Genomic DNA, 25,831 nt, shown 5'->3' with positions numbered 1-25,831 from the left:
ATAGCTTATATTCAGCATCTTACGGCATTTAAAAAAGTTGGCAAGGAAACTGAATAGCTTAGAGCGTACTAATACAGTCATTCAGAGGTAAATATTATGGGTATTTTTTCACGCTTCTCCGATATTGTGAATTCAAACATCAACGCCTTACTGGATAAAGCAGAAGATCCGGAAAAAATGGTTCGGCTGATTATTCAGGAAATGGAAGATACCTTAGTTGAGGTGCGGTCATCTTCAGCTAAAACTATTGCAGAGAAGAAAGAGCTGCAACGCGTAGTTAACCGGTTACAGGAAGAAGTGACCGACTGGCAGGCAAAAGCTGAGTTGGCACTGAGTAAGGAGCGCGACGATTTAGCACGTTCGGCGTTAATCGAACGGCAAAAAGCGGCCGAGCAAGCAGAGTCAGTGGCGGCGGATATTGCCAATCTGGATGAGCATATCGGCAAGCTGCAGGACGAAGTAGGTCAGCTGCAGGAAAAACTGGCTGATGCTAAAGCGCGGCAAAAATCGATGTTAATGCGCCAAAAAACGGTAGCGTCACGGCTGGAAGTGAAGAAAACCCTGGACAGCAACCGTATTAACGACGCGATGTATAAATTTGAGCGTTACGAGCAGAAAATTGATACGCTGGAAGCTCAGGTTGAAGCCTATGATTTAGGTAAGAAAACCTTAAAAGACGAATTTGCTGAGCTGGCTGCTCAGGACAAAATTGACAATGAGCTGGCGGCATTAAAAGCTAAAGTAACACAAAAAGATAAAAACGCCTGATTATCAGGCGTTCAGGAGTCGACATGGAAATTTCAGAAGTCATTGGTATCCCGTTTATTTTGTTTATGATTTTTGTGGCGCCAATCTGGGTCATCATGCATTACCGTAGCAAAAATAAAATGGGGCAAGGCTTGTCGGATCAGGAGTTGTTGCAGTTAAACGATCTGGCGCACAGGGCCGAGAAAATGGCCGATCGCATAAAAACGCTGGAAGCGATTTTAGATGCAGAAAGTCCGAAGTGGAGGTCGCAACATGACTAAGCCTAAACGCGAGCTGTTACGTGACGATGCCAATGGCAAGATAGCCGGGGTTTGTGCCGGTATCGCCGATTACTTCGGCTGGGAATTATGGCTGGTGCGTATTATCACCGTATCAGCTTTCTTTCTCGGTGCCGGCGGCCTGGTGTTAGTGTTATATATTGCAGCTTGGGTGGTACTGGAAAAAAAGTCCAAAGCCGCCTTCAAAACTACCGCAACGGCTGATTTAAGCCCGGCGACGGAGAAGGTGGTAGAGGTAAAAACCAGGCTGTGGCAACGTGGCGAAGCGCCAAAAGATGCGCTGCAGCATCTCACCACGCAGTTTAATGGTCTGGAGCTGCGGTTAAGGGAGTTGGAACGCCATGTTACATCGGCGAAATTTCAGTTAAACCGCGAGTTTAACAGCCTGTAGGGTAATTTATAACCTGATGAGTTTATTGCAGAAAATTCAACAACAACGGCACGATCTCACCCATCGTGCCTTTGATCGTCATATCCGCCTCGGCGTTACCGGTCTTAGCGGCTCGGGTAAAACCGCCTTTATTACCTCGCTGGTGCACCAATTAACGCAGGGCGACGAGCCGGCTAATCTGCCATTTTTCGATGTAGTGCGTGAACAGCGCTATCTGGGCGGTAAGCTGGCGGCACAATTGCCGGATATGCCGCGTTTTCCGTTGGAGCAAAATCTGCAGTACCTGCAACAACAGCCGCCACAGTGGCCGCCATCTACCGTTGGCAGCAGCCGGTTGGGATTGCAACTGCGGTATAAAGCTGCCGCAGGGTTACGCGCGCGGCTTCAATCACACAGTGAGCTGGCGCTGGATATTATAGATTACCCCGGTGAGTGGTTACTGGACTTACCGTTGCTGGAAATGAGCTACCGGCAATGGTGTGAGTTTAGCTGGCAATTGTTCAACCGTGAGCACCGTACCACACTGGCGCAGCCTTTTTTACAGCAGTTGCAAGATGTGGATTTAACCAACGACGGCGAGCTGTACGTGCAGCAGCTGACCGACAGTTATAAGCAGTTGTTGCAGCAATATCATGATTTGCCGGGCGCTTATTTAAACCAGCCCGGCCGTTTATTGGTGCCGGGCCAGCTGGCCGGTGCGCCTATGTTGCAGTTGTTTCCGCTGTTGCCGCAGCAGGCAGAGCAAAACACGGCGTTAGTCGCTAAATTAACGCAACACTACGACAGCTACCGCAAACACGTGATTAAGCCGTTTTACCGGCGCTACTTTGCTGCGCTGGACCGTCAGGTGATCTTAGTGGATTGTTTGTCGGCGTTAAATGCCGGCTACGCAGCCACACAAGAGTTGCAGCAGGCGCTGCGGCTGATATTACAGAGCTTTAATTATGGCCCGTCCAGCCTGCTAAGCCGGTTGTTTAAACCGCAAATCAGCAAAGTATTGTTTGCTGCCAGTAAGGCTGATCATGCTACGCCGGAGCAGCACAAAGCCTTAACCTTGTTGCTACAGCAATTATTGCAGCAACCACTGAAGCACAGCCAATATCAGGCTGCCACCACAGAAGCGATGGCCATTGCCGCCATACGTGCCAGTGACAGCGGTTTTGTCCGTGTTGATGGTTTGGCGCAACCCTGCATCAGCGGTACCGGACTGGCGCAGCAAGCGCTGACGTATTTCCCGGGGGAAGTGCCGGCCACAGTGCCTGACCGTGCGCTGTTTGCTGCGCACAAATTTGATTTTATACCGCTGCGGCCATTGCCGTGGCAGGATGGGCAAGCGCTGCGGCATGTGCGGATGGATCATGTATTGCAGTTTTTGCTGGGAGATAAACTACGATGAGCGAATTAAAATCGGCGCAGCATTTTGACCGCCAAAGTCTGGCAGCAGAAGCTCAGCAGGAGCCGGTAAGGTTAAAAGCCGCAGGTTTCTATCATGAAAACGATTTTGTCGCGGTAAATAAAGCGGAGCCGCCGGTAGCGCTGCGCCAGACAAACAACTGGTGGTGGCGCCTGGCAGGCTTCACGTTGCTGACGATAGTTCTGCTATCTGTTTGGCAATGGGTTGTACTGCTGCAACAAAGCTGGCAAAACAGCGTGCTGCACGGTGCTTTGTTAAGTGTGATCAGTGCGGCAGTGGTAGTGCTGCTTACGACAGTATTATGGCGCGAGTTTAAGCTGTGGCGCCGGTTAGCACGTAACCGGCAGTGGCAACAGAGTGCACAGCGTATTCGTCATAGTGTGCAGTTTGGCGAGGCGGAGCCGTTATGCCGTCAGGTCGCTGCCAGTTTGCCGTCAAGCCCTGCCATCAGCGCAGCGCTGCAGCAATGGCAAGATGCACTGCAACCGCAACATAGCGACGAAGAGCAACTGCAACTGTTTGAACATTTTGTGCTGGCAGAGCTGGATAAACAGGCGCAGCAACTGGTGTACCGCGCGGCAACTGATACCAGCCTGGCGGTGGCTATCAGCCCGTTTGCCCTTGCCGATATGTTGCTGGTGCTGTGGCGCAGCAGCCGTTTACTGCGTGAACTGGCGCAGTTGTATGGCGGCGCTATAGGTCAGCTGCGTAGTCTGGTGTTGCTAAAACGTCTGCTGGCGGCGCTGTTGTGGGCCGGCGGCTCAGAGTTGGCGCTGGATATGGCATCGGACGTTATCGGCAGTGAGCTGACAGCAAAACTGTCTGCCCGTGCCGGCCAGGGCGTGATTGCCGGGTTACTGGTCGCCAGGTTGGGTAATTTGGCACAGCAGCAATTGCGGCCATTACCGGCCGGAAAAACAGCAAAAGTGAGTATTAAAGCGCTGAGCAGCGCGTTATTACAGCGTTTTAACGGCGCAGTGCAAACTAAAGCTGACAGTTAAGTGTATTGCTTTGAAGCCACGCCGGACTGCAAGATGTCTGGCGTGCTTCCATTACTATGTGTTTCTGCTATTTGTTACAGCGACTTTAACTTTCAGTAGCAGTAACTTTATGCATGACAATAATAAAAAAACCGAAACCCTGTGTATTCATGCCGGTAAAGAAAAGAATCAACACGGTACTTTAGCCACACCGCTGTACCAAACCTCGACCTTTATCTTCGATAACGCTGAGCAGGGCGCAGCCCGATTTGCCGGTGAAGCTGAGGGCTATATTTACACCAGGTTGGGTAACCCGACCACCCGCGAGCTGGAGCTGAAAATTGCTGCGCTGGAAGGCATGGCCGATGCTGCGGCCACGGCAACCGGCATGGGCGCTGTAGCAGCCAGTACGATGGCATTTTTGCAACAGGGCGATCATCTTATTGCCAGTAAAGCCATTTATGGTTGCAGCTTTGCGCTGTTTAACCATATGTTTGCCCGTTATGGTATCGATGTCAGCTTTGTTGATATGACAAACCATGCGGCGGTGGAGCAGGCTGTTAAACCGAATACCAAAATGCTGTTTGCCGAGACGCCGATCAACCCGAATATGGTAGTGTTGGATCTAACCTTTTTGGCTGATTTTTGCCGCCGGCACCGGCTGATTTCTGTTATCGACAACACCTTTATGACGCCATTGCTGCAAAAGCCGGCAGACTATGGCATCGATATTGTGATCCACAGTGCAACCAAATACCTCAATGGTCATGGCGATGTTGTTGCCGGCCTTATCGTGTCTGATGCGGACACCATAAAAACCATTAAACTCACTACGCTAAAAGATATGGGGGCGACCATTAGCCCGCACGACGCGTGGCTGATTATCCGCGGCTTAAAAACGCTGTCGGTGCGGCTGGAACGCCATTGTAGTAACGCACAGAAAGTGGCGGAGTTTTTAGAAAACCACCCGGCAGTGCGCGAAGTGTATTACCCGGGCTTACCGTCACACCCGGGCTTTAAGTTTATTGGCACTCAGATGAAGGCAGCCGGCGGTGTGTTGGCATTTGAGCTTAACGCCAGCCTGGATGACAGCCGTTATTTTATTAACCAATGTCAGTTACTTAGCCTGGCGGTAAGTCTGGGCGATGCCGAGTCGCTTATTCAGCATCCCGCATCGATGACGCACAGCCCGTACACGGCAGAAGAGCGGCAAATGGCCGGTATCAGTGACGGTTTAATACGGGTATCTGTCGGGCTGGAACATGTCGATGATATTATCGCCGACCTGGCGCAGGCACTGGAGAAAATGCAGCAACGTCAGCGCTGATGTATTGGTTTGTTGTAAGCTAATCTTTACGAAGCGAGTGGCAACTTTAGGCGGCAATGAGATTAACTCTTGCCGTGCTATCGCTTAGTATCGGCATTAACTAATTATCTGCCGCTAAAGCCATAATAACGAAACAGCAGATAAGCGGGATACTCCCGTACCACCAATTTTTCAACAGGTTGTTTATGAGTAAGTCGAGTAAGTATGTATCCCGCCAGTCTGACGAGCACGGCGTTATTGCCTGGTCAGACGAAGAAAACCAAATTTGGCATGAGCTTATTACCCGCCAGCTGAGCGTTATTGAAGGCAAAGCGTGTGATGAATATATGGCGGGGCTGCAGAAGCTGCAGTTACCTACCGACCGTATTCCGCAATTGGAAGAAGTCAGCAAGGTATTGCGTGCCACCACCGGCTGGGAATGCGCTGAAGTACCGGCGTTGATCAGCTTTGATAAGTTCTTTGAACTGCTGGCGAATAAGCGCTTTCCGGTGGCCACCTTTATCCGTAGCCGCGAAGAGTTTGATTATCTGCAGGAGCCGGACGTATTTCATGAGATTTTCGGCCACTGCGCCATGCTCACCAATCCGGCTTTTGCTGAGTTTACCCATACTTACGGCAAGCTGGGCCTGGCAGCCAACAAACAAGATAGGGTGTACCTGGCACGGTTATATTGGTTTACCATCGAATTTGGTTTACTGAATACCGACAACGGCCTGCGTATTTATGGCGGCGGTATTTTATCGTCACCGGGTGAAACGACTTATGCACTGAAGTCTGATGTGCCACAGCGTAAAGTCTTTGATGCGGTAGATGTACTGCGCACGCCTTACCGCATCGATATTATGCAGCCGATTTACTTTATGATAGAGCGCATTGATCAGCTGTTCGATATTGCCCATCTGGATATGATGGCGTTGGTTGAACAAGCCAAAGCGCTGGGGCTGCATGCACCGCAATTTCCGCCGAAAGAAAAACAAGCAAGTTAGGATTACAGAATGTCTGAATTAAAAGCAATGCAATGTGAAGCCTGTCGAGCCGATGCACCTAAAGTGTCTGATGCCGAGTTACCCGAATTAATGCGGCAGATCCCCGATTGGACGCCGGTAGTCCGCGACGGTATTTTGCAACTGGAGCGCGAGTTTAAGTTTAAAAACTTTAAACTGGCGTGGGCATTTCATAATAAAGTTGCAGAATTGGCCGAGGCTGAAGGCCATCACCCGGCATTGCTGCTGGAGTGGGGTAAATTAACCGTTACCTGGTGGTCGCATTCTATTAAAGGCCTGCACAAGAACGATTTTATTTGTGCCGCGAAAACTGATAGCCTGCTGTCTGCGTGATAGTGCTCTGTGAGTAGCGCACCGGCGCTACTCATCGTTTCCCCCGTATCAATTTCTGTAGCCTCATACGCCTTACTGCTTGTCGCATTAATCACGTCAATTGTCTTTTGTTCACATTTCTTTACAAAACTACTGGTCTCTTGCTGAGGTTATACCGTATTATGCGCTTAATTACTTGGGTTTGGGACACGTTGCGGTATGCGTTTAGAAATTCAATGCCAGAACCGGCTGGGGCTGGCGCAGGAAGTATTAAATGTATTGGTAAGTTATCAGCTGGATTTACGCGGCATTGAAGTTGATCCGGGTTTAAGCCGGATGTATGTATCATTTCCAACGGTAAACTTTGAGAAGTTTCAGGAGTTAATGAGCAAAATGCGCCGCATTACCGGTGTAGAGGACGTTAAAACCACCGCCTTTATGCCCTCCGAGCGCGAACATAATGAATTGTCTACTTTGCTGCGTACCTTACCCGATGGCTTAATTGCGATAGATATTAAAGCTAATGTAACCGTGATTAACGACGCTGCGCTTGAAGCCTTAGCCGTTGAGCGCGACGCAGTAGCCGGTCAGTCGTTGCAGGGCATGGTCCGTGGTTTTAATTTTCAGCGCTGGTTAGAAGGCGATGACGTACTGGCGCAGACACGAAGGTTGGAAATACACGGCAAGCGCTTTGTGGCCGACATTTTGCCGGTAATGGTACCGGATGAAACCGGGCATGAAATTCTGGCCGGCGCGGTTATCAACTTAAAATCGGAAAGCCGGCTGGGCCAGCATATGGTGGCATTTAAAAAAGGCGATCAGGAAAGCTTTAATACGCTGCAGGCACACAGCAACCTAATGCGTAAAGTTGTGCGTGAGGCGAAAAAAATGTCACAACTGGATGCGCCTATTTTAATTATGGGCGAAACCGGCACCGGCAAAGAATTACTGGCGCGGGCCTGTCATGCGGCCAGCAGCCGTTCTGGCAAACCTTTTTTAGCCTTAAACTGTGCGTCGTTGCCGGACAATGTGGCCGAGTCTGAACTGTTTGGTTATGGCAGCAATGCCTTTCCCGGCAGCACTGAAGGCAAAAAGGGCATTTTCGAGCAAGCCAATGGCGGCACGGTATTTCTTGATGAAGTCGGGGAGATGTCGCATTCATTGCAAACCAAGTTGATCCGCTTTTTGCAGGACGGCAGTTTTCGCCGTGTCGCCGATGAGAATGAAGTAAAGGTGGATGTGCGGGTGATATGCACCACGCAAAAAGACTTGCCCGGCATGGTGCAGGAAGGCAAATTCCGCGAAGACTTATTCTACCGGCTAAATGTGCTGACGCTGGCGTTGCCGGCGCTGCGCGAGCGCAAGCAGGATGTATTGCCGCTGGCTGAATTTTTTATTGCCCGTTTCGCTGCACGGCTGGGCCGCAAAGCGCCGAAACTGACCGACAACTGTGCGAACTTTTTACAAAATTACCCCTGGCCGGGCAATGTGCGCCAGTTAGAAAATGCACTGTACCGCGCCATTACCTTGCTTGAAGGCTTTGAGCTGGATAAAGAGCATTTGCAATTACCAAGCTACAACAATGATTTCGGTTATTTAGAGCAGGACTTTGACGGCACCCTGGACGAAGCGGTAAAACGCTTTGAAGCTAACCTGTTGCGTAAGTTATTTCCGGCTTACCCCAGCTCGCGTCAGTTGGCGAAAAAACTGGGCTTAAGCCATACCGCTATTGCCAATAAACTGCGTGATTACGGTATTAATCGTAAGAGTGTAAAAATATAACTACACTTTGTGCGTAAATCTTTACTTCTGCAGGGCCGCCAAAGCGATTTGGCGGCCCTTTTTGATCGTATTTGCGCCAAAGCTGATTTTCGTAGCGCCAACTTTACAAAACCAGCTGTTAGCTGTGTCAGCGCCGTAGTATGCCGCCCTCTTCCTTTTTTTTGCCGCTGGCGCATCATAGCGCCATCGAAGACGTAGCAGGGAACAAACAGATGTTAGATAAAATAAACCCACTGGGTACTGATGGTTTTGAATTTGTTGAATATACCGCCGCAGATGCAGAGGGTATTCAGAAATTAAAAGATTTATTTCATTCGCTTGGCTTTACTGAAGTCGCACAGCACCGTTCTAAGCAAGCCTGGTTATATAAACAAGGCGATATCAACTTTATTGTTAACGCTGAGCCAAACTCGCAAGCGGAAGAATTTGCCCGTGAGCACGGCCCCAGCGTATGTGCCATGGCCTTTCGGGTAAAAGATGCTGCCCATGCGTTAAAGCATGCTGTGGCTAACGGCGCTAAAGAATATAAAAACCAGATTGGCCCGATGGAGCTGAATATTCCGGCCGTATACGGTATTGGCAGCAGCTTGCTGTACTTTGTTGACCGTTATGGTGCCAGCAGCGTATATGACATCGATTTTAAATATTATGATAACTGGCAGCTCGACATGGCCAAACACGGTGTTGGCCTGGAAGTGTTAGACCACTTAACCCACAACGTGATGCGCGGCAATATGAATGTTTGGGCCGGCTTCTATGAGAACATCGGTAACTTCCGCGAAATTCGTTATTTTGATATCGAAGGCAAGTTAACCGGGTTGGTGTCTAAGGCGATGACAGCGCCGTGCGGTAAAATCCGTATTCCGATTAATGAATCATCTGATGATAAATCTCAGATTGAAGAATTTATCCGTGAATATAAAGGCGAAGGTATTCAGCATATAGCGCTGACCACAGAAAATATCTATGAAACGGTGCGCACGCTGCGTCAGCGCGGTATGGATTTTATGCCAACACCGGAAACCTACTACAACAAGGTCAACGAGCGGGTAGTGGGTCACGACGAAGACTTAGAGCAACTGCGCGAACTGCGTATTCTGATCGACGGTGCACCGATGAAAGACGGTATCTTGCTGCAAATCTTTACCAAAACAGTAATAGGCCCGGTGTTCTTTGAAATTATCCAGCGTAAAGGCAATGAAGGTTTTGGCGAGGGTAACTTTAAGGCGTTGTTTGAGTCTATTGAAGAAGATCAAATCCAGCGCGGAGTGCTGAGCAATGCGTAAATGGGCATCGTTTCCGTTAAAGGAAGGGGATGTATCAAGACAGGCGCACGCAGATTTTCCTGAGCAGGCGATATATGAGCGCGAGACCGGCCGCAGTGGCTTTTTCGGCCCGGCCACGCACTTTCATCACCGTCATGCGCCAACCGGCTGGACCGACTGGCAGGGGCCGCTTCGGCCGCACCTGTTTAACTTTAATGAGATTGGTGTTGACAACAGTAACTCGCCGTGGGCAGTGCCTGATTTACTGTTTAATGCGCATTGCAAAATGCGCACCTGGCGGCTTAAAGACAATATGAGCAAGTTGGTGCGCAATGCCGACGGCGATGAGCTGTTGTTTATCCATGAAGGCAGCGCTGATTTATATTGCGACTACGGCCATATGACAGTGCGCGATGGCGATTACATCGTGATCCCTCGCTCGACTATGTGGCGCTTAGAGCCAAAAGAGCCGATGTTTATCCTGCTGATAGAAGCCACCAACGACAGCTATCAGCTACCGGAGAAAGGCCTGGTAGGTAACCATGCTATTTTTGACCCGGCTATGCTGGATACGCCAAAAATTGATGCTGCTTTTAAAGCACAATACAGCGAAAGCCAATGGCAGGTCGAAGTAAAACGGCATGGTCAGGTATCGGTGATTACCTATCCGTATAATCCGCTGGATGCCATCGGTTGGCACGGTGATTTAGCGGTAATGCGCATTAACTGGCGAGATATACGGCCGCTGATGAGCCATCGTTATCATTTACCACCCTCGGCGCACACTACTTTTGTCGCGCAGCGTTTTGTGGTGTGTACCTTTGTGCCCAGGCCAATAGAAAGCGATCCGGGTGCATTAAAAGTACCGTTTTATCATAACAATGACGATTATGATGAAGTGCTGTTTTACCATGCCGGTGATTTTTTCAGCCGCGATAATATTGAAAAGGGTATGGTGACCTTCCACCCGGCTGGTTTTACCCATGGCCCGCATCCGAAAGCGTTTGCAGCCGGACGTGAGTACAAAAAGAAATTTACCGATGAAGTAGCGGTAATGCTGGATACCCGCGATGCGCTGGAAATGGGCACGGCGGCACTGGCAACTGAAAACCCGCAATATGTGAATAGCTGGAAAGTAGCACCACAGCAGGCAAAGGAATAACCATGAAGTTAGCAAGTTTAAAAAATGGCAGCCGCGATGGCTTGCTGGTAGTCGTTAGCCGTGATTTAAGCCGCTGTGTAGCCGTACCGGCAATAGCCAGCACTATGCAACAGTTACTGGATAACTGGGCGCAGTTAAGCCCTAAGCTTAATGAAGTGTACCAGGCGCTGAACAGCGGCAACGCAGATGGCGAAATGGCGTTTGAGCAAAGCCAGTGTGAATCACCTCTGCCACGGGCGTATCAATGGGCCGACGGCAGCGCTTATGTGAATCACGTCGAGCTGGTGCGCAAAGCGCGTAACGCCGAAATGCCACCAAGCTTCTGGACCGATCCGCTGATGTATCAGGGCGGCTCAGACGACTTTATCGGTCCGCGTGATAATGTCGAAGTGGTCAGCGAAGACTATGGCATCGACTTTGAAGGTGAAGTCGCGGTAATTACCGATGATGTCGCAATGGCGTGCAGCGCCGACGAAGCGCGCAGCAAAATCCGCTTACTGATGTTGGTAAACGACGTGTCACTGCGCGGCCTTATCCCGAACGAGCTGGCCAAAGGCTTCGGTTTTTTCCAGTCTAAACCGGCATCGGCATTCAGCCCGGTAGCGGTGACACCGGATGAACTGGGCGAGCATTGGCGTGATGGCCGCGTGCATCTGCCGTTGTTATCTACCTATAACGGTAAGCTGTTTGGTAAGCCCAATGCCGGTATCGACATGACGTTTGATTTCGGCCAACTGGTTGCCCATGCGGCTAAAACCCGCAATTTAGGCGCCGGTGCGGTTATCGGCTCCGGTACGGTATCGAATAAGCAGGGCACTGCACACGGTACTGCGGTTGATGAAGGCGGCGTAGGCTACAGCTGTATTGCTGAAATCCGCATGATAGAAACCATTCGGGACGGTAAGCCGTCTACTGCCTTTATGAAGTTTGGCGATACTATCCGGATGGAAATGCTGGACGCACAGGGCAACAGCATCTTTGGTGCCATTGACCAGCAAGTGGTGCAATATAAAGCTTAAGCGATAGTAAGCGGATGCGGATGTACTTTTTTCTGCGACCGTTGAAGGCCCGGATGGCCTGACAAATTCGCCGGGAGCGAATTTGAACAGCGTCGCTGGCCGGAACGGTGAATTTCATGGACGAAATTCATAAACGAGCCCCCAGGGATGGGTTTACGGCGTGTCGCAGAAAAAATGTACGCAGCAGCTGCGAATTCAAAGCAGGGTATCTTAAGGATGACAATGAAACTCTACGGTTACTGGCGCTCATCTGCGGCTTATCGGGTGCGTATAGCGCTGAATTTAAAACAGCTGAGTTTTGAAAATCTGCCGGTGCATCTGATTAAAAACGGCGGCGAACAACACAGCATTAGCTACAAAGCATTGAACCCGGCAGAGCTGGTACCAACATTTACCGATGGCGATATCAGCCTGAATCAATCACTGGCGATTATTGAATATCTGGAAGAGATGTACCCGGAACCGGCGTTACTGCCACAGGACCCGGCTGCCAAAGCCAAAGTACGGGCATTGGCACTGGATATCGCCTGTGATATTCATCCGCTGAACAACCTGCGCGTACTGCAGTACCTTAGCGGTACGCTGGCGCTGACGGATGAGGCAAAAACCGCCTGGATCCAGCATTGGTTGCATACCGGCTTTAACGCGCTGGAACAACGCTTAAGGCGCAGTGCAGGGCAGTATTGCTTTGCTGATACGCTAACCCTGGCCGATATCTGCCTGGTTCCACAGGTATATAATGCGCAGCGCTTCGCATTGGATATGACGGCTTACCCCATCATTTCTGCTATTCACCACCATTGTCAGCAGCTGGCAGCTTTCGCACTGGCAGCACCTGAGCAGCAACCCGATGCACAATAATGTGCTGTAACTGATGCCGGGATACAGCGCCGGTGTCAGCATTTATTGCCCGGCACTAGACGATTAGCTATAGTCGCCTATGATTAACTCTGTAGAGGCATTTCTTAATGCTTCGCGGTGAAAAAGCCGCTGAGTAAAAATAACAGAGACGTTCGTATCTGCTTCGGACATAATAGTCAGCACATTGGCAAGAGGTTGAGAGTAATGAGTAATTTAATGGCATCAGTCAACCAGCGTACCAATCTGGTTGGGCAAAACAGGTTAGAGTTATTGTTGTTTCGCCTGAATGGCTCTCAGCGCTTTGGTATTAACGTGTTTAAAGTTCGTGAAGTGATCCAATGTCCGGACTTAACCGAAATGCCGGGATCACATCCTTGTGTTCGGGGTATAGCTCACTTGCGCGGCGTGCCGGTGATGGTTATTGATATGAGCCAGGCCACCGGCGGTAAACGCCTTGAAGACTTGTCCGCGGCCTATATTCTGGTAACAGAATACAACCGTAATACTCAGGGCTTTTTGGTCGCTGGTGTTGACCGTATTGTTAACCTGAATTGGGAGCAAATAATGTCGCCGCCGCAAGGCTCCGGCAAGGCGCATTATTTAACTGCGGTAACCGAGATCGACAATAAGCTGGTGCAGATACTGGATGTGGAAAAAGTATTTGCTGAAATTTGTCCGATGAACGAAGAGGTCAGCGAAAGCGTTAAGTCCAAGCCATCAGCTGTAGATTTGACGCAAATTACCGTATTGGTAGCAGATGATTCGGCCGTAGCACGTAATCAGGTGAAACGGGCACTGGGCGCTATTGGCGTTAAAGTCGAGTTAGCTAATGATGGTAATGAAGCGCTGCAATGGTTGATGAAAAAAGCAGAAGAGTTAGGTGATAACTTTGTGCGTGAAATACCCTTGCTGATTTCTGATATTGAAATGCCGAAAATGGATGGCTATACCCTGTGCAGCGAGATTAAAGCCAATGAAAACCTGCGTAAAATCCATATTATTTTGCATTCTTCGTTAAGCGGGGTTTTTAACGAAGCTATGGTAACTAAAGTCGGTGCCGATCAGTTTATTGCCAAATTTCACCCTGATGAGTTAACGTCAGCAGTACAAAAGTGGTTAAATGCCGGTTAAGTGTAATTGCCCGGGTGTTGTCTGCACAGCAGATATCCCCGGGCTGGTAAGATACTGTAAGTGTGAGTTGATATGACGCGACAATACAAGTTACCGAAAAGATGGTTTAACAAAGGCCTGGTGTATGCTGGTCTGTTTGGTGTGGTGTTTCAGCTGTGTGCTTTTGTTTTTTCCTGGTGGCACGGTTTTGCTTTGCATGGCGGCTGGTGGCTGATGCTGTTGGCTCCGGGCTTGTGTATCGCCTCAGGTATGCTGCCATCGTTGCAGTTACAACAAGAGCAGGAATAACCCTTTATCGTTTGGGTTTGAACATGCCCTCTACCCGCACCTCTTTGATGCCTTGCTCGTTAAAATAGAAATTAACCTGGCCCGGGCCGCGGCTGAATTGAAAGTTTTCATCATTGAATTGCAGAATAAATACACCCGGCTGATTATCAACAGCAGGTTGTTGGTACAGCTTTAGCTTGTAGTCTTCTATTTGCAGTTCAAAGCCGGTGAGCGGCTCATTGACAAAGTCGGGAACCCAGACGTGTTTATCATCTTGCAGGATCAGCGCCAGCGAGTATTTTTGCGGTACAGTATGGACTGAAACGCTGTGCCGGCCAACGATAAAGCGGTAACTGCCATCCTGACGAAAATAGCTGAAGCCGAAATCGAATTCCTGCTCGCCACCTTTTGCCAACTGCACCTTGCCTTCTCCTGCTATGTCAAATTGCGCATAACAGGGCAGGGTACAGAGCATAGTGCTGGCCAGTAACAAGCTTGACAAGATGCCGGCTTTCATTGCAATGTTCCTTTTAAATGGCCGTGCAGAGTTATACCTGCGTTAAACCTACCACCAATTTTAACTGCTGGCCAGGCTGCAGGTAATTGCCGCTGTTAATATTGTTCCACTTTACTATGTCTGCCACGGTAACACTGAAACGTTGTGCTATGCGGGCCAAAGAATCGCCTTTGCGTACTTTATAGGTAACGGTGCGGGAGATGCCGGCGCTGCGGTTGTCTGATGCTGCTTGCTGCCAGATCACCAGCTGTTGGCCTAACTTTAACGATGCACGTTGTGCTATACCATTCCATTTAGCCAATTGCTCCACCGTAACTTTGTGCTCGCGGCTGATGTCCCATAAGGTATCGCCTTGTTTGACAGTATATGCCAGTTTATTGCCGCTGGCAGATTGTTGCTGTGCTTTGGCAATACGGTTAGGTTGGCTCAGGCTGTAGTCGGCGTTTTCAGCGTTTGCCATCGGGATCAACAGGTGTTGGCCGATACGAATGGTATTGCCGGATAACTTATTAATACGTTGGATGGCGCCAACAGCGGTGCTGTGTTGCTGGGCAATTTTGCCCAGTGTATCGCCTTTAACGACGGTGTAGCGCTGCCAGCGTAGCCAGTTTTGCACCGGAGTTTGTGCCAATTTTTCTGAGAAAGCGATGGTGGTATGTTTAGGTAACACCAGATAATGCGGGCCGTCCGGGTCGGTAGCCCATTGATTAAAGCCCGGGTTAAGTGCCTGAATGTCAGACACGTTTAAGCCGGCCATTTCAGCTGCTATTGCCAGGTCTATCTGGCCGCCTACATCGACGATATCGATTTTTGGTTCGTTAGCAATAAATTTCCAGACAATATCAAAGTCGTCCGGGCGCTTCAAAATATCAACTAACGCCAACAGTTTCGGCACATAGGCTGTAGTTTCTGCCGGTAAATCTAAAGACCAAAAATCTGTGGGCAAGCGCCGTTGCTTGTTACGTTTGATAGCTGCAAGTATGCGGCCTTCTCCGGAATTGTAGGCGGCAATCGCGTTTAACCAGTCACCTTCCAGCCTGTCGTGTAAATACTGCAGATATTCAAGCGCCGCCCGGGTAGAGGCGATAACATCGCGCCGGCCGTCGTACCAGAAGTTTTGTTTCAGGCCAAAGCGTTTGCCGGTAGCCGGCATAAATTGCCACATACCGGATGCGGCGGCATGTGAGTAAGCAAAGGGGTCAAAAGCACTTTCTACAATCGGCAGTAGTGCTAATTCCAGCGGCATATTACGCTTTTCGATTTCCTGCACTATATAGTGTAAAAAGGGTTGCGCACGGTTGGCAATACGGTCGAGGTAAGCCTGATGACCGCTGTAGTAATTACGTTGTTCAATAATCGGCCGGGTTTGCGGTACATTAAATGTCAGTTGAAACTGGATACGTTGCCACAAGTCTTCCAGCTCTGCTGCGTCGGGTGTAACGACCTCCGGTTCTGCAGGTTCGCCTTGATTCCACAAACGGTTGGCAATTTGTTCTGCAGAGGCGACATGTTTATGAAAGTCCGCCGGCTGCACTTGGGGGGCAGTTGTCGCGGCTGTGCTGATCTCGTCGGAGTTGTTGGTACTGACGCATCCTGCGAGTAGAACGGCACTTGCCAGGGCAGAGATTCTTTTAAACATTACTTCATCCCAAAGGTAAAAAATACGAATGTTACCTGTTCGACAGCGTATTGCAAGTCAGGCCTTGAACTGGTCTTTAGCTGCTCTTAGCATAGTAAATAAGGCAAGGGCAGAGTCTTTTTGCCATTTTTTCTGCAACAGTTTGTTATTGCTGCGTAAAAATGGATTAATTTTTTTCTCATTTGCCAGTGTTACCGGTAAGGTTGGCTGATTTTTTAAACGTAAATCACGGCAATGCTGGCTATATTCACTTAACGCAGCATTATCGCTATCGACATGCAGGGCAAACTGTAAGTTCGCCACAGTGTATTCGTGCGTGCAGAAAATTTGTGTGTTGTCCGGTAAAGCCAGCAGCTTTTGCAGAGAGTGCCACATTTGCGCCGCACTGCCTTCAAATAAACGACCACAACCGGCGCTAAATAAAGTATCACCACAAAACAGAACCGGTGCTGAATAAAAAGCAATATGATCAAGGGTATGGCCGGGCAGCGCTATTACATCAAATGTCAGGTTAAATTCGGTCAGCGACACGGCATCGCCCTGTTTAACTTGCTCGGTTAACTGTGGGATACGCTGCTGCCCTGCAGCAGGGCCTATCACCCGCACATCCGGAAACAGTTGCCGCAGTTTGGCAATGCCGCCGGTATGATCTGCGTGGTGGTGGGTGACTAAAATACTGTGTAATTGCTTTTGTTGTTGCGCTAAAAACTGTAGCACCGGTTCTGCATCGCCCGGGTCTACCACCATACAGTGCGAATGCCCGGGCTGACACAGCGCCCAAATATAGTTATCCTCAAAAGCAGGTATAGGTGTAATCTGGCTCATAATGGCAACAACAATAGTTTATCCGGATAGCAATTTAACATGAAACCGGCGTTAAGCGAAAAAGACAGGGCTATTCCTTCACAGTGGCAGCAGCTGCCGCAAGGCGGAGCGCTGGCGGCTGCAATATCAGTAAAGCTGCAACCGTGGTGGCAGCGTATTTTTGGTTACTACCTGTTAAAGGTAGGCGATCTCAGCTGTCAGGTAGATACCAGCGGTTGCAAAATTCTGCAGCATATTACCGTTGGCCGCCACAGCGATAATCTGATGTTGCAGGCTGAGGCTGACGCATTACCGGTAACTGACAGCACTGTTGATGCTGTGCTGCTGAGCCACAGCCTGGAATATACGCCCGATCCGCACCATGTAGTGCGTGAAGCGCATCGTGTGTTGGTAGCTGACGGATATTTGTTACTTACCGGTATTAACCCCTACAGTATGGTTGGTTTACTAAAGTGCTGGCCGGGGTTGGCACAGCAGTACCCGTGGCAAGGGCGGTTTTTCAGTCCGGCACGGATTAAAGACTGGTTGCATCTGGTTGGCTTTGAGGTGCTGGCTGAGCAGCGCTTTTTTTGTTCAGCAATGTTGGCAAAGCAATATGATAACGGACGCTGGCAGCAGTGGCAGGAGCAGTATCTGCATTATTTCGGCGCAAGTTATTTGTTGGTGGCCCGCAAACGTGAGTTGCCGTTAACACCTATCCGGCCAAAGTGGCAGCTAAATCCTGCATTTGCCGGACAGGTTAAAGGCGTCAGTGCCAGACAAGGCAGTAGTTAGCTCTGAGCAAGGTAGTCATTGGCTCTGTTAATCGCGTCCGCAGCGCTTAGTGTCATAAAGTACAAACGCGGGTTTTCCTGCTCCGGTGGCCTGTCGGGAATAAACCCTAAGCTGCTGTAACATTGCACAGCAACCTTATTATGCCGGTGCACATACAAGGATATATCGCGTTGCTGTTGGCTTAAAGCCTGAATAATCAGCTCGAAAATCAGCTGTCTGGCGAGGCCTTTGCCGCGGTGCTGCGGGTGGATCACTAATCTGGCCAGATGATGGCGCTCAAAACGGTCACAAAGTTGGCCAAACCCTAACAATAGACCACTGTCTGTATCTGATAAGCTGTAACTTTGCGTCGCCGGACGACAGAGTAATTCAAGAAAGCGCAGCTCGTTACAGGGATAATCAAAATTATCCCCGCCCCAGCTTTGTTGTTGCTCTGCGGATTGAAACCAGCTTTGTAATTGCACCATCTCAGCAATATTGGCCAGCGCCAGTTGTGTTGGCATATCAGGTTCCCTGTATGGCTGCTTAGCGGATAGTTACCACATTAAATCGTCAGGGATCTTAAAGTCAGCATAAGGGTCGTCTTCATCTACCTGTTGCTGTTTTACATTAAGCACAATAATGCTGTCGCTTTGGCGTTGCTGAATTTTTTCTGCCACTGCTGCCGGCACTAAATAGTATTGCTCATCTTGTTTGGCAATGGCCAGCAAGCCGCGGCTGAGTTCGTCATGCAGTTTGTTATTTACATACAGTCGTTTTACCAGTTTGCCGTCGGTAAAGTTGTAGGCCACCTCGCCTTTTGCCGTTATCGTATTGTTGCTGATCAGCTGTTTTACCTGAGCTGCAATGGCTTTTTGCTGCAACACAGCTTGTTTTTGCTGGTTTAACCGGCGGTCTCGTTCAATTTGTTGCTCACGGCTTTGCTGTGCCAATACACTGGCTTCGTTTACCACCGCTTGCTTTTTACCGGCTTGTACTTTTTGTTGATGTTTCTCTTTTTTCACCGCTTTTAACTTTTTTGCATCGGCCAGGCCGGCTTTTAACAGTTGTTCTTTTAATGCATTACTCATGATAAACCTTGTTTATTACTTACTAAAAGGCACTAAGCTTAATGCGCTTATAGTAGCGCAAAGCATGCGCTTGTAGAAATCAAACTAACTCAATTTGTCAGCTTCGGTTATCATATAGCGGTAATTTAAGGTTGAAGAGGTTCACTTTGCCATTTAATGATTTGTCGCTCGACCCGCGCCTGATGCGCTCGGTACAGCACTTGGGGTTTGTTAAGCCAACTGAAATTCAGCATGAAGCTATTCCGGCTGTCATGGTTGGCCGTGATCTGATTGTGTCATCGCAAACCGGCTCCGGTAAAACGCTGGCCTATTTGCTGCCGATGATGCAGCGTCTGTTAAAAAGCCGGCCATTATCAAAACGTGATGCCAGGGCATTAATTCTGGCGCCGACACGTGAGTTAGCCAAACAGGTTTATGCCCAGCTACGGCTGTTTGTGTCTAACACGCCGCTGACGTCAGCGTTGATTGTTGGCGGAGAGAATTTTAACGATCAGGAAAAGCTGCTGAAACGCCAGCCGAATATTATCGTAGCGACCCCCGGCCGTTTTGTTGATCATCTGGAGCATAAGTCAGTATTTATTAATGGCCTGGAAATGTTGATCCTTGATGAAGCCGATCGCATGCTGGATTTGGGCTTTATGCCGCAACTAACCGTTATCAATAAAGCCGCCGACCACCGTTTACGTCAGACGTTGCTGTTTTCTGCCACTTTGGATCACGCTGAAGTAGATGAACTGGCCCTGGCGTTGTTGAAAACCCCGCACCGTGTTGCGGTAGGTGCCTCACATCAACAGCATCAGGATATCAGTCAGCAGTTTTATCTGGCCGATCATCTGACCCACAAAGAGGCACTGTTACGGCATTTTTTACAGCAAAGTGATATTAAACAGCTGATTATTTTTACCGCCACCCGTGAAGATGCTGAGCGATTGGCATTATTGTGTGAGCAATTGGGTCGCAGTGCCGTGGGGTTAAGCGGTAAATTAAGCCAAAGCAGCCGCAATGCGGTAATGCAGGCTTTTGCTACCGGCAAACATCAGGTGCTGGTGACTACAGACCTGGCCTCGCGCGGGCTGGACTTACTGCAGGTATCGCACGTTATTAACTTCGATTTACCCAAGCATGCAGAAGAGTATGTGCATCGTATCGGTCGGACCGGTCGCGCCGGTGCTAAAGGTCAGGCTATTTCGCTAGTTGGGCCAAAAGATATTGCCGCACTGGAGCGGATTGAAGCTTTTTTACGCCAACCTACCGGTTTTAGTGTGGTTGATGGCTTAGCGGCGAAATTTGATGGTAAGCCTAAAGTCGCAAAAGCCGTTGCCAAGGCAGTGGCGGGCAAAAAAGCGGTGCAGGGCAAGGCTAAAGCAAAACCGGTTAAAGCAGTGGCAAAAAATAAACCGCAGTTTTTCGAAGGTGGCGACGATGGTTTAGCACCGGTAAGGCGTAAGCAAAAATAAATTCCAGGCTGGTTATTTTTTCGGCAGTATTGCTGCTACACTAAATTTGTTGCTGTTGCTTTACTGACAACAACAGGGTTATCAGTAACGTGGCACACGTTGCTGGTGCGGCCGGAGCAGAAAATATTTTCTGTGCAGCAGGCAAGGTTATTGACCCCTTATTTGGCTTCACTGATAATGAGGGCGAAAATATGTACTGGCCGGCGGTAATGGCCGCTACTATTTAAGTCGCCAGCGAGCTGGCAAATTTAGTTAAAGTAAGAGAGTGTTATGTCACAGTTAATTTCCGGTTCAGTTAAGTGGTTCAACGAAGAGAAAGGTTACGGTTTCCTGGAGCGTGATGGTGGTAAGGATGTGTTTGTTCACTTCCGTGCTATCAACGGTACCGGTCGTAAAACTTTAGTTGAAGGTCAGAAAGTTACTTTTGAAGTAACTGAAGGCCAAAAAGGCCCACAAGCTGAGAACGTAACTGTTATCGGATAATTCCGGCCAGGCTTGCATAAAACCGGCAACAGCCGGTTTTCTGTTATCTGCAACCCGCTAATTCGCCAACACACCATCTTGCTACCCATATAGTACAGATAAAAACAGCTGTTGCGCAGCCCCAGCATACCTACAGTTCGGTTGCAGTTTCAGCCATGGCATAAGTTAAAATGGCAGCGGCAATTGTTGTAACGCCGCCGTTTTAAAGCCTATTTGCAAACCAATTAATCTTACTCCCTGTTGCTGGCGACGTTGCCAGGCTTCATCCAATAGCGGCAGCAGTTTGTCCAGTTGCAGCGGTTGGCCCTGTTTTTCCACTGTGGTTTGGCGAAAGTCGCTGAACTTTAGTTTAATGCCGACTTTTTGAATCGGCGTCATACGCCCTGCGGCAGTATTGCTGTAGTTATCCAGCCGCCGCTGTAATTGCGGTAACAGCTGGCTTAATGCCTCTACACAGTCGTTATATTGCAGCAGATCCTGCTCCAGGGTGCGCTCCACACCGAGTGATTTACGTTGCTCGTTGCTGCATACCGGCCGCTCATCAATGCCGTTACTGCGCTTTAACAGGCTGTCGGCAAGGCCGCCAAAATGCTTTACCAATAGCGGTAAGGGTGCCGTGACGATATCAGCGCAATGATGCAGTCCCAGCAGGCTCAGGCGTTCTGCCGTTTTACTGCCAACGCCCGGTATGCGCTTCAGCGGTAATGTTTTGACAAATTCGCTGACTTTATCCGGCGTTAATACAAATAAACCGTCGGGTTTATTCTCGTCGCTGGCAATTTTGGCGAGAAACTTATTCGGTGCCACACCTGCTGAGGCTGTTAGGCCGGTTTCAGTATAAATACAGCGGCGGATATCTTCGGCAATGCGGGTGGCGCTGCCCTGAAATAAGTTGCAGTCTGTCACATCCAAATAGGCTTCATCTAACGATAAAGGCTCTATCTGGTCGGTATAACGGGCAAATATGGCGCGAATTTGCCGGCTTGCTGCAACGTACTTATCCATATTGCCACTAAGTAAAGTCAGTTGCGGACAGAGCTTTAATGCTTGTCCGGTTGGCATGGCAGAGCGCACACCATAGGCGCGGGCTGGGTAGTTACAGGTGGATATCACGCCACGACTTTGTCTGGAGCCGCCAATAGCCAAAGGCAGATGTTTTAGTGCGGGGTTATCACGCATTTCCACGGCGGCAAAAAAGCAATCCATATCAATATGTATTATTTTGCGCATGGGGTTGCCCTGGCTGTTTATATATACAGTATATTAGGCGGTGTCAGACCGGTTGTAAAGTCTGCGTCACGCTGCGGCGACAAGTGCTGCAAGGGTATTTTATATTCAGACGTTTAGATGGCTAAATTCTAAGTGCATAAATGTGGATTTAGCGGTAGAATAGCGGCCAATTTTATCAGCCTGTTTTGCTGTGCTGCATTTTTATCAGAAACTGTTTTTGTAACACCCGACTTTATTAAGACTAAGCGTGTAAGCCGCGCCAGGAGAGAGCATGTTAAAGCGTGATATGAATATTGCCGATTTTGATCCGCAATTATGGCAAGCCATAACAAATGAAACTGACCGTCAGGAAGCACATATTGAGCTTATCGCGTCAGAAAACTACGCCAGCCCACGCGTACTGCAGGCACAAGGCTCTCAACTGACCAATAAATATGCCGAAGGTTATCCGCACAAACGTTATTACGGCGGTTGTGAATATGTTGATGTTGCAGAAGATTTAGCCATCGCCCGTGCTAAAGAGCTGTTTGGTGCCGATTATGCCAACGTGCAGCCGCACTCGGGTTCGCAAGCCAACTCGGCAGTATTTCTGGCGCTGTTAAACGCCGGTGACACTATTTTAGGTATGAGCCTGGCACACGGTGGCCACTTAACGCACGGTGCCCATGTCAGCTCATCCGGCAAACTGTATAACGCAGTGCAATATGGCCTGCACCCTGAAACGGGCGTAATTGATTATGATCAGGCGGAAGCACTGGCGCTGGAGCATAAACCAAAGCTGATTATCGCCGGTTTCTCTGCCTATTCAGGTATTGTTGATTGGCAGCGCTTTCGTGATATCGCCGATAAAGTCGGCGCCTATCTGATGGTGGATATGGCCCACGTTGCCGGTTTAGTTGCGGCAGGCCTGTACCCTAACCCGGTAGCGGTGGCGGATGTGGTAACTACTACGACCCACAAAACGCTGGCAGGTCCGCGTGGTGGTTTAATTTTGGCGCGTAAAAACGAAGAGATTGAGAAAAAGCTGAATTCTGCGGTATTCCCTGGTGGCCAGGGCGGCCCGTTAATGCATGTTATTGCCGCTAAGGCTGTGGCCTTCAAAGAAGCGCTGCAACCGGAATTTAAAACCTACCAGCAACAAGTGCTGAAAAACGCCGTTGCGATGTGCGATGCGATGATAGCGCGTGGTTATAAGATTGTGTCCGGTGGCACGCAAAACCACCTGTTCCTGATGGATTTAATCGATAAAGATATCACCGGTAAAGAGGCGGATGCGTGGTTAGGCCAGGCGCACATTACCGTGAATAAAAACTCGGTACCAAATGATCCGCGTTCACCTTTTGTTACCTCAGGCTTGCGCATTGGTACGCCGGCAATTACCCGTCGTGGCTTTAACGAGGCAGAAGCCCGCACCGTGGCAAACTTCATTTGCGATGTGTTGGACAGCCGTGGCGATGCCGCTGTAATCGATAAAGTACGTAGCCAGGTATCTGAGCTGTGTGGCCGTTTCCCTGTTTATGCCTAAGTACTGATTAAGTGCTATGATGGCCGCTATTGCGGCCATTTCTTTATCCGGCCTTTTCTTTATCGCGCTTTTTGACGGTTTAGCAGGATTTTTATTATGTACTGTCCGTTTTGTAATGCTGATGATACCAAAGTAATCGACTCCCGATTGGTGGCCGATGGCCATCAGGTGCGCCGTCGTCGCGAATGTCTGGCCTGCCATGAACGTTTTACTACCTTTGAATCAGCCGAGCTGGTGATGCCGCGTATTATTAAACGTGATGGCTCGCGCGAGCCGTTTAATGAAGACAAATTACGCAGTGGTTTGTTACGTTCTCTGGAAAAGCGGCCGGTATCAACCGAACAAATTGAACAGCTGATCAATAAAATTAAATCGCAGTTGCGTGCTACCGGTGAACGTGAAGTCGGCAGTCAGTTACTGGGTAATCTGATTATGGATGAGCTGGTTAAAGTGGATAAAGTCGCTTATGTGCGCTTTGCTTCGGTGTATCGCTCATTTAAAGATATCCGCGAATTTGGCGAAGAAATTGCCCGTTTAGGGGAAAAAGCCTGATGTTCAGTGCTGCAGATACGGCCTTTATGGCACAAGCTATCCGGCAGGCTGAGCTTGGCCGTTATACCACCAGCCCGAATCCGAATGTTGGTGCTGTGCTGGTTAAAGATGGCGCGGTGATTGGTTGCGGCTATCATAAACAAGCCGGCGGGCCGCATGCTGAAGTGTTTGCGCTGCGCGAGGCTGGCACGGCGGCCAAAGGCGCCACCTGTTATGTTACCCTGGAGCCGTGCAGCCACTTTGGCCGCACGCCACCTTGTGCCGAAGCGCTTATTGCTGCCGGTGTCGCCCGTGTTGTGGTGGCGATGCAAGATCCCAATCCGCAGGTAGCCGGGCGTGGCGTGGCCATGTTACGCGCTGCCGGTATTACGGTAGAGATTGGCTTGCTGGAAACTCAGGCGAGGGCAGTAAACCCGGGCTTTTTGAGCCGGATGGAACGTCAGCGCCCGTATGTACAATTAAAACTGGCTGCCAGTCTGGACGGACGCACTGCGCTGGCCAACGGCGACAGTAAATGGCTAACCGGCGATGCCGCGCGGGCCGATGTTCAGCATTACCGCGCGCAAAGCTGCGCTGTGTTATCTACTGCCACCACGGTTATGGCTGACAATGCGCGGTTAAACCTGCGCGCAGAGCAATTATTGCGTAACGTTACGACGCTTGAAAACGGCGTGCTGCGCCAACCCAAACGGGTAATCCTCGACCGCAATGGTACTTTGGATGGCAAAATGGCGATATTTGATGACGGCGGTGAAGTGTTGTTATGTGTCAGCAAGCTTGAAAACAGCCGCCAGTTGCCCAATATCGCCAGACAAATTCATTGTCCGCTGGATAACAATGCCCAATTTGATTTACCGGTGTTGCTGGAACATCTGGCGGTACGGGAAAATATTAATACATTGTGGGTAGAAGCCGGCGCTACCCTGGCCGGTACCTTGCTGCAATTACAATTGGTTGATGAGCTGATAGTGTATATCGCACCCAAATTACTCGGTAATACGGCGCAGCCTTTGGCTGTATTGCCACAGTTTAGCGCTTTGGCCGCAGTGCCGCAGCTCAGCTGGACAGATGTGCGGATGGTGGGGCAGGATTTACGTCTTACCGCCTTGCTTACCTGAATGAACGGCTAAACAGGATAACGTATGTTTACAGGTATTATTGAAGCCACAGGTAAGCTGAGTGCTGTAAAGCGGCGCGATGCGGATATCAGTGTAACCATTTACAGCGACAGCCTGGATTTCAGCGATGTTAAGCTTGGTGACAGCATAGCGTCTAATGGTGTGTGCTTAACGGTAACGGCGTTAGCCAAGCAGAGTTTTACTGCTGATGTGTCATCTGAAACGCTGGCGCATACGCTGTTTGGTCAATATCAGACCGGACAGGTAATTAATCTGGAAAAAGCACTGTTGCCTACTACAAGGATGGGCGGACATATGGTCAGCGGCCATGTTGATGGCATTACCCACGTAACAAAAATCGAGGCCAGTGGCCGTGCCTGGCATATCTGGTTGGCGTTGCCCAAAACACTGGCACATTATATTGCCGCTAAAGGCTCCGTTACGATAGACGGCGTCAGCCTGACGGTTAATGAGTTAAGCGCAGACGCATTTCGTTTGACCATAGTGCCGCACACCGCGGCCTATACTACCATTTCGCAACTTAAAGCCGGTAGCAAGGTGCACCTTGAAGTGGATTTGATTGCCCGGTATCTCGAACGTTTACTGCACAAAGACAGCGACAGCGCAGTTGGCGGTGTCAATATGGCGCTGCTGGCACAGCGCGGCTTTTTATAAATAAG

General features: G+C 49.6%; 29 protein-coding genes. 23 read left to right on the top strand and 6 right to left on the bottom strand.

All coding sequences use genetic code 11. The features are described from left to right. The first annotated feature begins 96 nt into the window (after nucleotides 1-96). The 15 genes from pspA (at nucleotide 97) to HRH59_RS15375 (ending at nucleotide 13,982) form a co-directional block, all read left to right on the top strand. Nucleotides 97-768: a phage shock protein PspA gene (gene pspA / locus HRH59_RS15445; protein ID WP_173502176.1), complete on the top strand. Its 672-nt coding sequence runs from the start codon at nucleotides 97-99 to the stop codon at nucleotides 766-768. Between the two features lie 23 nt (nucleotides 769-791). After that, entirely contained in the window at nucleotides 792-1,028 is a 237-nt protein-coding gene (gene pspB / locus HRH59_RS15440) for an envelope stress response membrane protein PspB (protein WP_173502175.1), read from the top strand. Then, entirely contained in the window at nucleotides 1,021-1,437 is a 417-nt protein-coding gene (gene pspC / locus HRH59_RS15435) for an envelope stress response membrane protein PspC (protein WP_173502174.1), read from the top strand. The genes pspB and pspC overlap by 8 nt, the downstream gene beginning before the upstream one ends. 16 nt (nucleotides 1,438-1,453) lie before the next feature. Then, on the top strand, nucleotides 1,454-2,833 hold the full coding sequence (locus tag HRH59_RS15430; protein ID WP_173502173.1) for a YcjX family GTP-binding protein: 1,380 nt from the start codon (nucleotides 1,454-1,456) through the stop codon (nucleotides 2,831-2,833). Then, nucleotides 2,830-3,852: a TIGR01620 family protein gene (locus HRH59_RS15425; RefSeq protein ID WP_173502172.1), complete on the top strand. Its 1,023-nt coding sequence runs from the start codon at nucleotides 2,830-2,832 to the stop codon at nucleotides 3,850-3,852. Before HRH59_RS15430 ends, HRH59_RS15425 begins: the two co-directional genes overlap by 4 nt. A gap of 109 nt (nucleotides 3,853-3,961) precedes the next feature. After that, entirely contained in the window at nucleotides 3,962-5,158 is a 1,197-nt protein-coding gene (locus HRH59_RS15420) for a trans-sulfuration enzyme family protein (protein WP_173502171.1), read from the top strand. 185 nt (nucleotides 5,159-5,343) lie between these two features. Beyond that, on the top strand, nucleotides 5,344-6,144 hold the full coding sequence (gene phhA / locus HRH59_RS15415; RefSeq protein ID WP_173502170.1) for a phenylalanine 4-monooxygenase: 801 nt from the start codon (nucleotides 5,344-5,346) through the stop codon (nucleotides 6,142-6,144). 9 nt (nucleotides 6,145-6,153) lie between these two features. Beyond that, entirely contained in the window at nucleotides 6,154-6,495 is a 342-nt protein-coding gene (locus HRH59_RS15410) for a 4a-hydroxytetrahydrobiopterin dehydratase (RefSeq protein ID WP_173502169.1), read from the top strand. A 198-nt stretch (nucleotides 6,496-6,693) separates the two neighbouring features. Continuing rightward, on the top strand, nucleotides 6,694-8,256 hold the full coding sequence (gene tyrR, locus HRH59_RS15405; protein WP_173502168.1) for a transcriptional regulator TyrR: 1,563 nt from the start codon (nucleotides 6,694-6,696) through the stop codon (nucleotides 8,254-8,256). Between the two features lie 212 nt (nucleotides 8,257-8,468). Further along, nucleotides 8,469-9,542, top strand: coding sequence for a 4-hydroxyphenylpyruvate dioxygenase (gene hppD, locus HRH59_RS15400; protein ID WP_173502167.1), 1,074 nt, complete (start codon nucleotides 8,469-8,471; stop codon nucleotides 9,540-9,542). Beyond that, nucleotides 9,535-10,683, top strand: a complete 1,149-nt coding sequence (locus HRH59_RS15395) for a homogentisate 1,2-dioxygenase (RefSeq protein ID WP_173502166.1) — start codon at nucleotides 9,535-9,537, stop codon at nucleotides 10,681-10,683. The genes hppD and HRH59_RS15395 overlap by 8 nt, the downstream gene beginning before the upstream one ends. 2 nt (nucleotides 10,684-10,685) lie before the next feature. Continuing rightward, nucleotides 10,686-11,702: a fumarylacetoacetate hydrolase family protein gene (locus HRH59_RS15390; RefSeq protein WP_173502165.1), complete on the top strand. Its 1,017-nt coding sequence runs from the start codon at nucleotides 10,686-10,688 to the stop codon at nucleotides 11,700-11,702. Nucleotides 11,703-11,918: 216 nt separating this feature from the next. Further along, nucleotides 11,919-12,563 (top strand): maleylacetoacetate isomerase, encoded by a 645-nt coding sequence (gene maiA / locus HRH59_RS15385; RefSeq protein WP_456239050.1) that lies wholly within the window; start codon nucleotides 11,919-11,921, stop codon nucleotides 12,561-12,563. Between the two features lie 204 nt (nucleotides 12,564-12,767). Continuing rightward, nucleotides 12,768-13,694 carry a chemotaxis protein CheV gene (locus HRH59_RS15380; protein ID WP_173502164.1) on the top strand — a complete coding sequence of 309 codons (927 nt, stop codon included), beginning with the start codon at nucleotides 12,768-12,770 and terminating at the stop codon, nucleotides 13,692-13,694. Between the two features lie 72 nt (nucleotides 13,695-13,766). After that, nucleotides 13,767-13,982 carry a hypothetical protein gene (locus HRH59_RS15375; protein ID WP_173502163.1) on the top strand — a complete coding sequence of 72 codons (216 nt, stop codon included), beginning with the start codon at nucleotides 13,767-13,769 and terminating at the stop codon, nucleotides 13,980-13,982. Nucleotides 13,983-13,986: 4 nt separating this feature from the next. Here the strand turns inward: HRH59_RS15375 and HRH59_RS15370 are convergent, their stop codons facing one another. From HRH59_RS15370 to gloB, 3 genes are read right to left on the bottom strand one after another with little or no spacing between them, the layout of a single operon-like run. Beyond that, entirely contained in the window at nucleotides 13,987-14,478 is a 492-nt protein-coding gene (locus HRH59_RS15370; RefSeq protein WP_231702524.1) for a hypothetical protein, read from the bottom strand. Nucleotides 14,479-14,509: 31 nt separating this feature from the next. Beyond that, nucleotides 14,510-16,117: a lytic transglycosylase gene (locus HRH59_RS15365; RefSeq protein WP_173502162.1), complete on the bottom strand. Its 1,608-nt coding sequence runs from the start codon at nucleotides 16,115-16,117 to the stop codon at nucleotides 14,510-14,512. Between the two features lie 57 nt (nucleotides 16,118-16,174). After that, nucleotides 16,175-16,942 (bottom strand): hydroxyacylglutathione hydrolase, encoded by a 768-nt coding sequence (gene gloB / locus HRH59_RS15360; RefSeq protein WP_173502161.1) that lies wholly within the window; start codon nucleotides 16,940-16,942, stop codon nucleotides 16,175-16,177. 39 nt (nucleotides 16,943-16,981) lie between these two features. On the opposite strand from gloB, the gene HRH59_RS15355 reads away from it, so the two are divergent. Beyond that, nucleotides 16,982-17,716 (top strand): class I SAM-dependent methyltransferase, encoded by a 735-nt coding sequence (locus tag HRH59_RS15355; RefSeq protein ID WP_173502160.1) that lies wholly within the window; start codon nucleotides 16,982-16,984, stop codon nucleotides 17,714-17,716. Here HRH59_RS15355 and HRH59_RS15350 read toward each other — a convergent pair. Both HRH59_RS15350 and HRH59_RS15345 read right to left on the bottom strand, forming a co-directional pair. Beyond that, entirely contained in the window at nucleotides 17,713-18,219 is a 507-nt protein-coding gene (locus HRH59_RS15350) for a GNAT family N-acetyltransferase (protein ID WP_173502159.1), read from the bottom strand. The genes HRH59_RS15355 and HRH59_RS15350 overlap by 4 nt on opposite strands. Before the next feature lie 33 nt (nucleotides 18,220-18,252). After that, nucleotides 18,253-18,786 (bottom strand): DUF2058 domain-containing protein, encoded by a 534-nt coding sequence (locus tag HRH59_RS15345; RefSeq protein WP_173502158.1) that lies wholly within the window; start codon nucleotides 18,784-18,786, stop codon nucleotides 18,253-18,255. Nucleotides 18,787-18,932: 146 nt separating this feature from the next. Here HRH59_RS15345 and HRH59_RS15340 point away from each other — a divergent pair, with 146 nt between their 5' ends. The 3 genes from HRH59_RS15340 to HRH59_RS15330 all read left to right on the top strand — a co-directional run bounded on the left by HRH59_RS15340 (nucleotide 18,933) and on the right by HRH59_RS15330 (nucleotide 20,726). Then, nucleotides 18,933-20,243 (top strand): DEAD/DEAH box helicase, encoded by a 1,311-nt coding sequence (locus tag HRH59_RS15340; RefSeq protein WP_173502157.1) that lies wholly within the window; start codon nucleotides 18,933-18,935, stop codon nucleotides 20,241-20,243. An 89-nt stretch (nucleotides 20,244-20,332) separates the two neighbouring features. Then, on the top strand, nucleotides 20,333-20,470 hold the full coding sequence (locus tag HRH59_RS15335; protein ID WP_173502156.1) for a hypothetical protein: 138 nt from the start codon (nucleotides 20,333-20,335) through the stop codon (nucleotides 20,468-20,470). Nucleotides 20,471-20,513: 43 nt separating this feature from the next. Further along, nucleotides 20,514-20,726: a cold-shock protein gene (locus tag HRH59_RS15330; RefSeq protein WP_068230058.1), complete on the top strand. Its 213-nt coding sequence runs from the start codon at nucleotides 20,514-20,516 to the stop codon at nucleotides 20,724-20,726. A 165-nt stretch (nucleotides 20,727-20,891) separates the two neighbouring features. Here the strand turns inward: HRH59_RS15330 and dinB are convergent, their stop codons facing one another. Beyond that, nucleotides 20,892-21,956 (bottom strand): DNA polymerase IV, encoded by a 1,065-nt coding sequence (dinB, locus tag HRH59_RS15325; protein ID WP_173502155.1) that lies wholly within the window; start codon nucleotides 21,954-21,956, stop codon nucleotides 20,892-20,894. A gap of 271 nt (nucleotides 21,957-22,227) precedes the next feature. Here dinB and glyA point away from each other — a divergent pair, with 271 nt between their 5' ends. The 4 genes from glyA (at nucleotide 22,228) to HRH59_RS15305 (ending at nucleotide 25,826) form a co-directional block, all read left to right on the top strand. Continuing rightward, nucleotides 22,228-23,481, top strand: a complete 1,254-nt coding sequence (glyA, locus tag HRH59_RS15320; protein ID WP_173502154.1) for a serine hydroxymethyltransferase — start codon at nucleotides 22,228-22,230, stop codon at nucleotides 23,479-23,481. Between the two features lie 96 nt (nucleotides 23,482-23,577). Further along, entirely contained in the window at nucleotides 23,578-24,033 is a 456-nt protein-coding gene (gene nrdR / locus HRH59_RS15315; protein WP_068231240.1) for a transcriptional regulator NrdR, read from the top strand. Then, nucleotides 24,033-25,151 (top strand): bifunctional diaminohydroxyphosphoribosylaminopyrimidine deaminase/5-amino-6-(5-phosphoribosylamino)uracil reductase RibD, encoded by a 1,119-nt coding sequence (ribD, locus tag HRH59_RS15310; protein ID WP_173502153.1) that lies wholly within the window; start codon nucleotides 24,033-24,035, stop codon nucleotides 25,149-25,151. The genes nrdR and ribD overlap by 1 nt, the downstream gene beginning before the upstream one ends. Before the next feature lie 24 nt (nucleotides 25,152-25,175). Next, on the top strand, nucleotides 25,176-25,826 hold the full coding sequence (locus HRH59_RS15305) for a riboflavin synthase (protein ID WP_173502152.1): 651 nt from the start codon (nucleotides 25,176-25,178) through the stop codon (nucleotides 25,824-25,826). Nucleotides 25,827-25,831 lie beyond the last annotated feature (5 nt).

Origin of the sequence: Rheinheimera lutimaris (genome assembly GCF_013283795.1) — a bacterium.
Lineage (GTDB): Bacteria > Pseudomonadota > Gammaproteobacteria > Enterobacterales > Alteromonadaceae > Alishewanella > Alishewanella lutimaris.
This window is presented reverse-complemented; position numbering and strand designations above follow the sequence as displayed.

What these genes read in the sequence shown, in the direction of transcription:
- pspA (WP_173502176.1), top strand. Translation starts at nt 97, where the DNA reads ATGGGTATTTTTTCACGCTTCTCCGATATTGTGAATTCAAACATCAAC.
- pspB (WP_173502175.1), top strand. Translation starts at nt 792, where the DNA reads ATGGAAATTTCAGAAGTCATTGGTATCCCGTTTATTTTGTTTATGATT.
- pspC (WP_173502174.1), top strand. Translation starts at nt 1,021, where the DNA reads ATGACTAAGCCTAAACGCGAGCTGTTACGTGACGATGCCAATGGCAAG.
- HRH59_RS15430 (WP_173502173.1), top strand. Translation starts at nt 1,454, where the DNA reads ATGAGTTTATTGCAGAAAATTCAACAACAACGGCACGATCTCACCCAT.
- HRH59_RS15425 (WP_173502172.1), top strand. Translation starts at nt 2,830, where the DNA reads ATGAGCGAATTAAAATCGGCGCAGCATTTTGACCGCCAAAGTCTGGCA.
- HRH59_RS15420 (WP_173502171.1), top strand. Translation starts at nt 3,962, where the DNA reads ATGCATGACAATAATAAAAAAACCGAAACCCTGTGTATTCATGCCGGT.
- phhA (WP_173502170.1), top strand. Translation starts at nt 5,344, where the DNA reads ATGAGTAAGTCGAGTAAGTATGTATCCCGCCAGTCTGACGAGCACGGC.
- HRH59_RS15410 (WP_173502169.1), top strand. Translation starts at nt 6,154, where the DNA reads ATGTCTGAATTAAAAGCAATGCAATGTGAAGCCTGTCGAGCCGATGCA.
- tyrR (WP_173502168.1), top strand. Translation starts at nt 6,694, where the DNA reads ATGCGTTTAGAAATTCAATGCCAGAACCGGCTGGGGCTGGCGCAGGAA.
- hppD (WP_173502167.1), top strand. Translation starts at nt 8,469, where the DNA reads ATGTTAGATAAAATAAACCCACTGGGTACTGATGGTTTTGAATTTGTT.
- HRH59_RS15395 (WP_173502166.1), top strand. Translation starts at nt 9,535, where the DNA reads ATGCGTAAATGGGCATCGTTTCCGTTAAAGGAAGGGGATGTATCAAGA.
- HRH59_RS15390 (WP_173502165.1), top strand. Translation starts at nt 10,686, where the DNA reads ATGAAGTTAGCAAGTTTAAAAAATGGCAGCCGCGATGGCTTGCTGGTA.
- maiA (WP_456239050.1), top strand. Translation starts at nt 11,919, where the DNA reads ATGACAATGAAACTCTACGGTTACTGGCGCTCATCTGCGGCTTATCGG.
- HRH59_RS15380 (WP_173502164.1), top strand. Translation starts at nt 12,768, where the DNA reads ATGAGTAATTTAATGGCATCAGTCAACCAGCGTACCAATCTGGTTGGG.
- HRH59_RS15375 (WP_173502163.1), top strand. Translation starts at nt 13,767, where the DNA reads ATGACGCGACAATACAAGTTACCGAAAAGATGGTTTAACAAAGGCCTG.
- HRH59_RS15370 (WP_231702524.1), bottom strand. Translation starts at nt 14,478, where the DNA reads ATGAAAGCCGGCATCTTGTCAAGCTTGTTACTGGCCAGCACTATGCTC.
- HRH59_RS15365 (WP_173502162.1), bottom strand. Translation starts at nt 16,117, where the DNA reads ATGTTTAAAAGAATCTCTGCCCTGGCAAGTGCCGTTCTACTCGCAGGA.
- gloB (WP_173502161.1), bottom strand. Translation starts at nt 16,942, where the DNA reads ATGAGCCAGATTACACCTATACCTGCTTTTGAGGATAACTATATTTGG.
- HRH59_RS15355 (WP_173502160.1), top strand. Translation starts at nt 16,982, where the DNA reads ATGAAACCGGCGTTAAGCGAAAAAGACAGGGCTATTCCTTCACAGTGG.
- HRH59_RS15350 (WP_173502159.1), bottom strand. Translation starts at nt 18,219, where the DNA reads ATGCCAACACAACTGGCGCTGGCCAATATTGCTGAGATGGTGCAATTA.
- HRH59_RS15345 (WP_173502158.1), bottom strand. Translation starts at nt 18,786, where the DNA reads ATGAGTAATGCATTAAAAGAACAACTGTTAAAAGCCGGCCTGGCCGAT.
- HRH59_RS15330 (WP_068230058.1), top strand. Translation starts at nt 20,514, where the DNA reads ATGTCACAGTTAATTTCCGGTTCAGTTAAGTGGTTCAACGAAGAGAAA.
- dinB (WP_173502155.1), bottom strand. Translation starts at nt 21,956, where the DNA reads ATGCGCAAAATAATACATATTGATATGGATTGCTTTTTTGCCGCCGTG.
- glyA (WP_173502154.1), top strand. Translation starts at nt 22,228, where the DNA reads ATGTTAAAGCGTGATATGAATATTGCCGATTTTGATCCGCAATTATGG.
- nrdR (WP_068231240.1), top strand. Translation starts at nt 23,578, where the DNA reads ATGTACTGTCCGTTTTGTAATGCTGATGATACCAAAGTAATCGACTCC.
- ribD (WP_173502153.1), top strand. Translation starts at nt 24,033, where the DNA reads ATGTTCAGTGCTGCAGATACGGCCTTTATGGCACAAGCTATCCGGCAG.
- HRH59_RS15305 (WP_173502152.1), top strand. Translation starts at nt 25,176, where the DNA reads ATGTTTACAGGTATTATTGAAGCCACAGGTAAGCTGAGTGCTGTAAAG.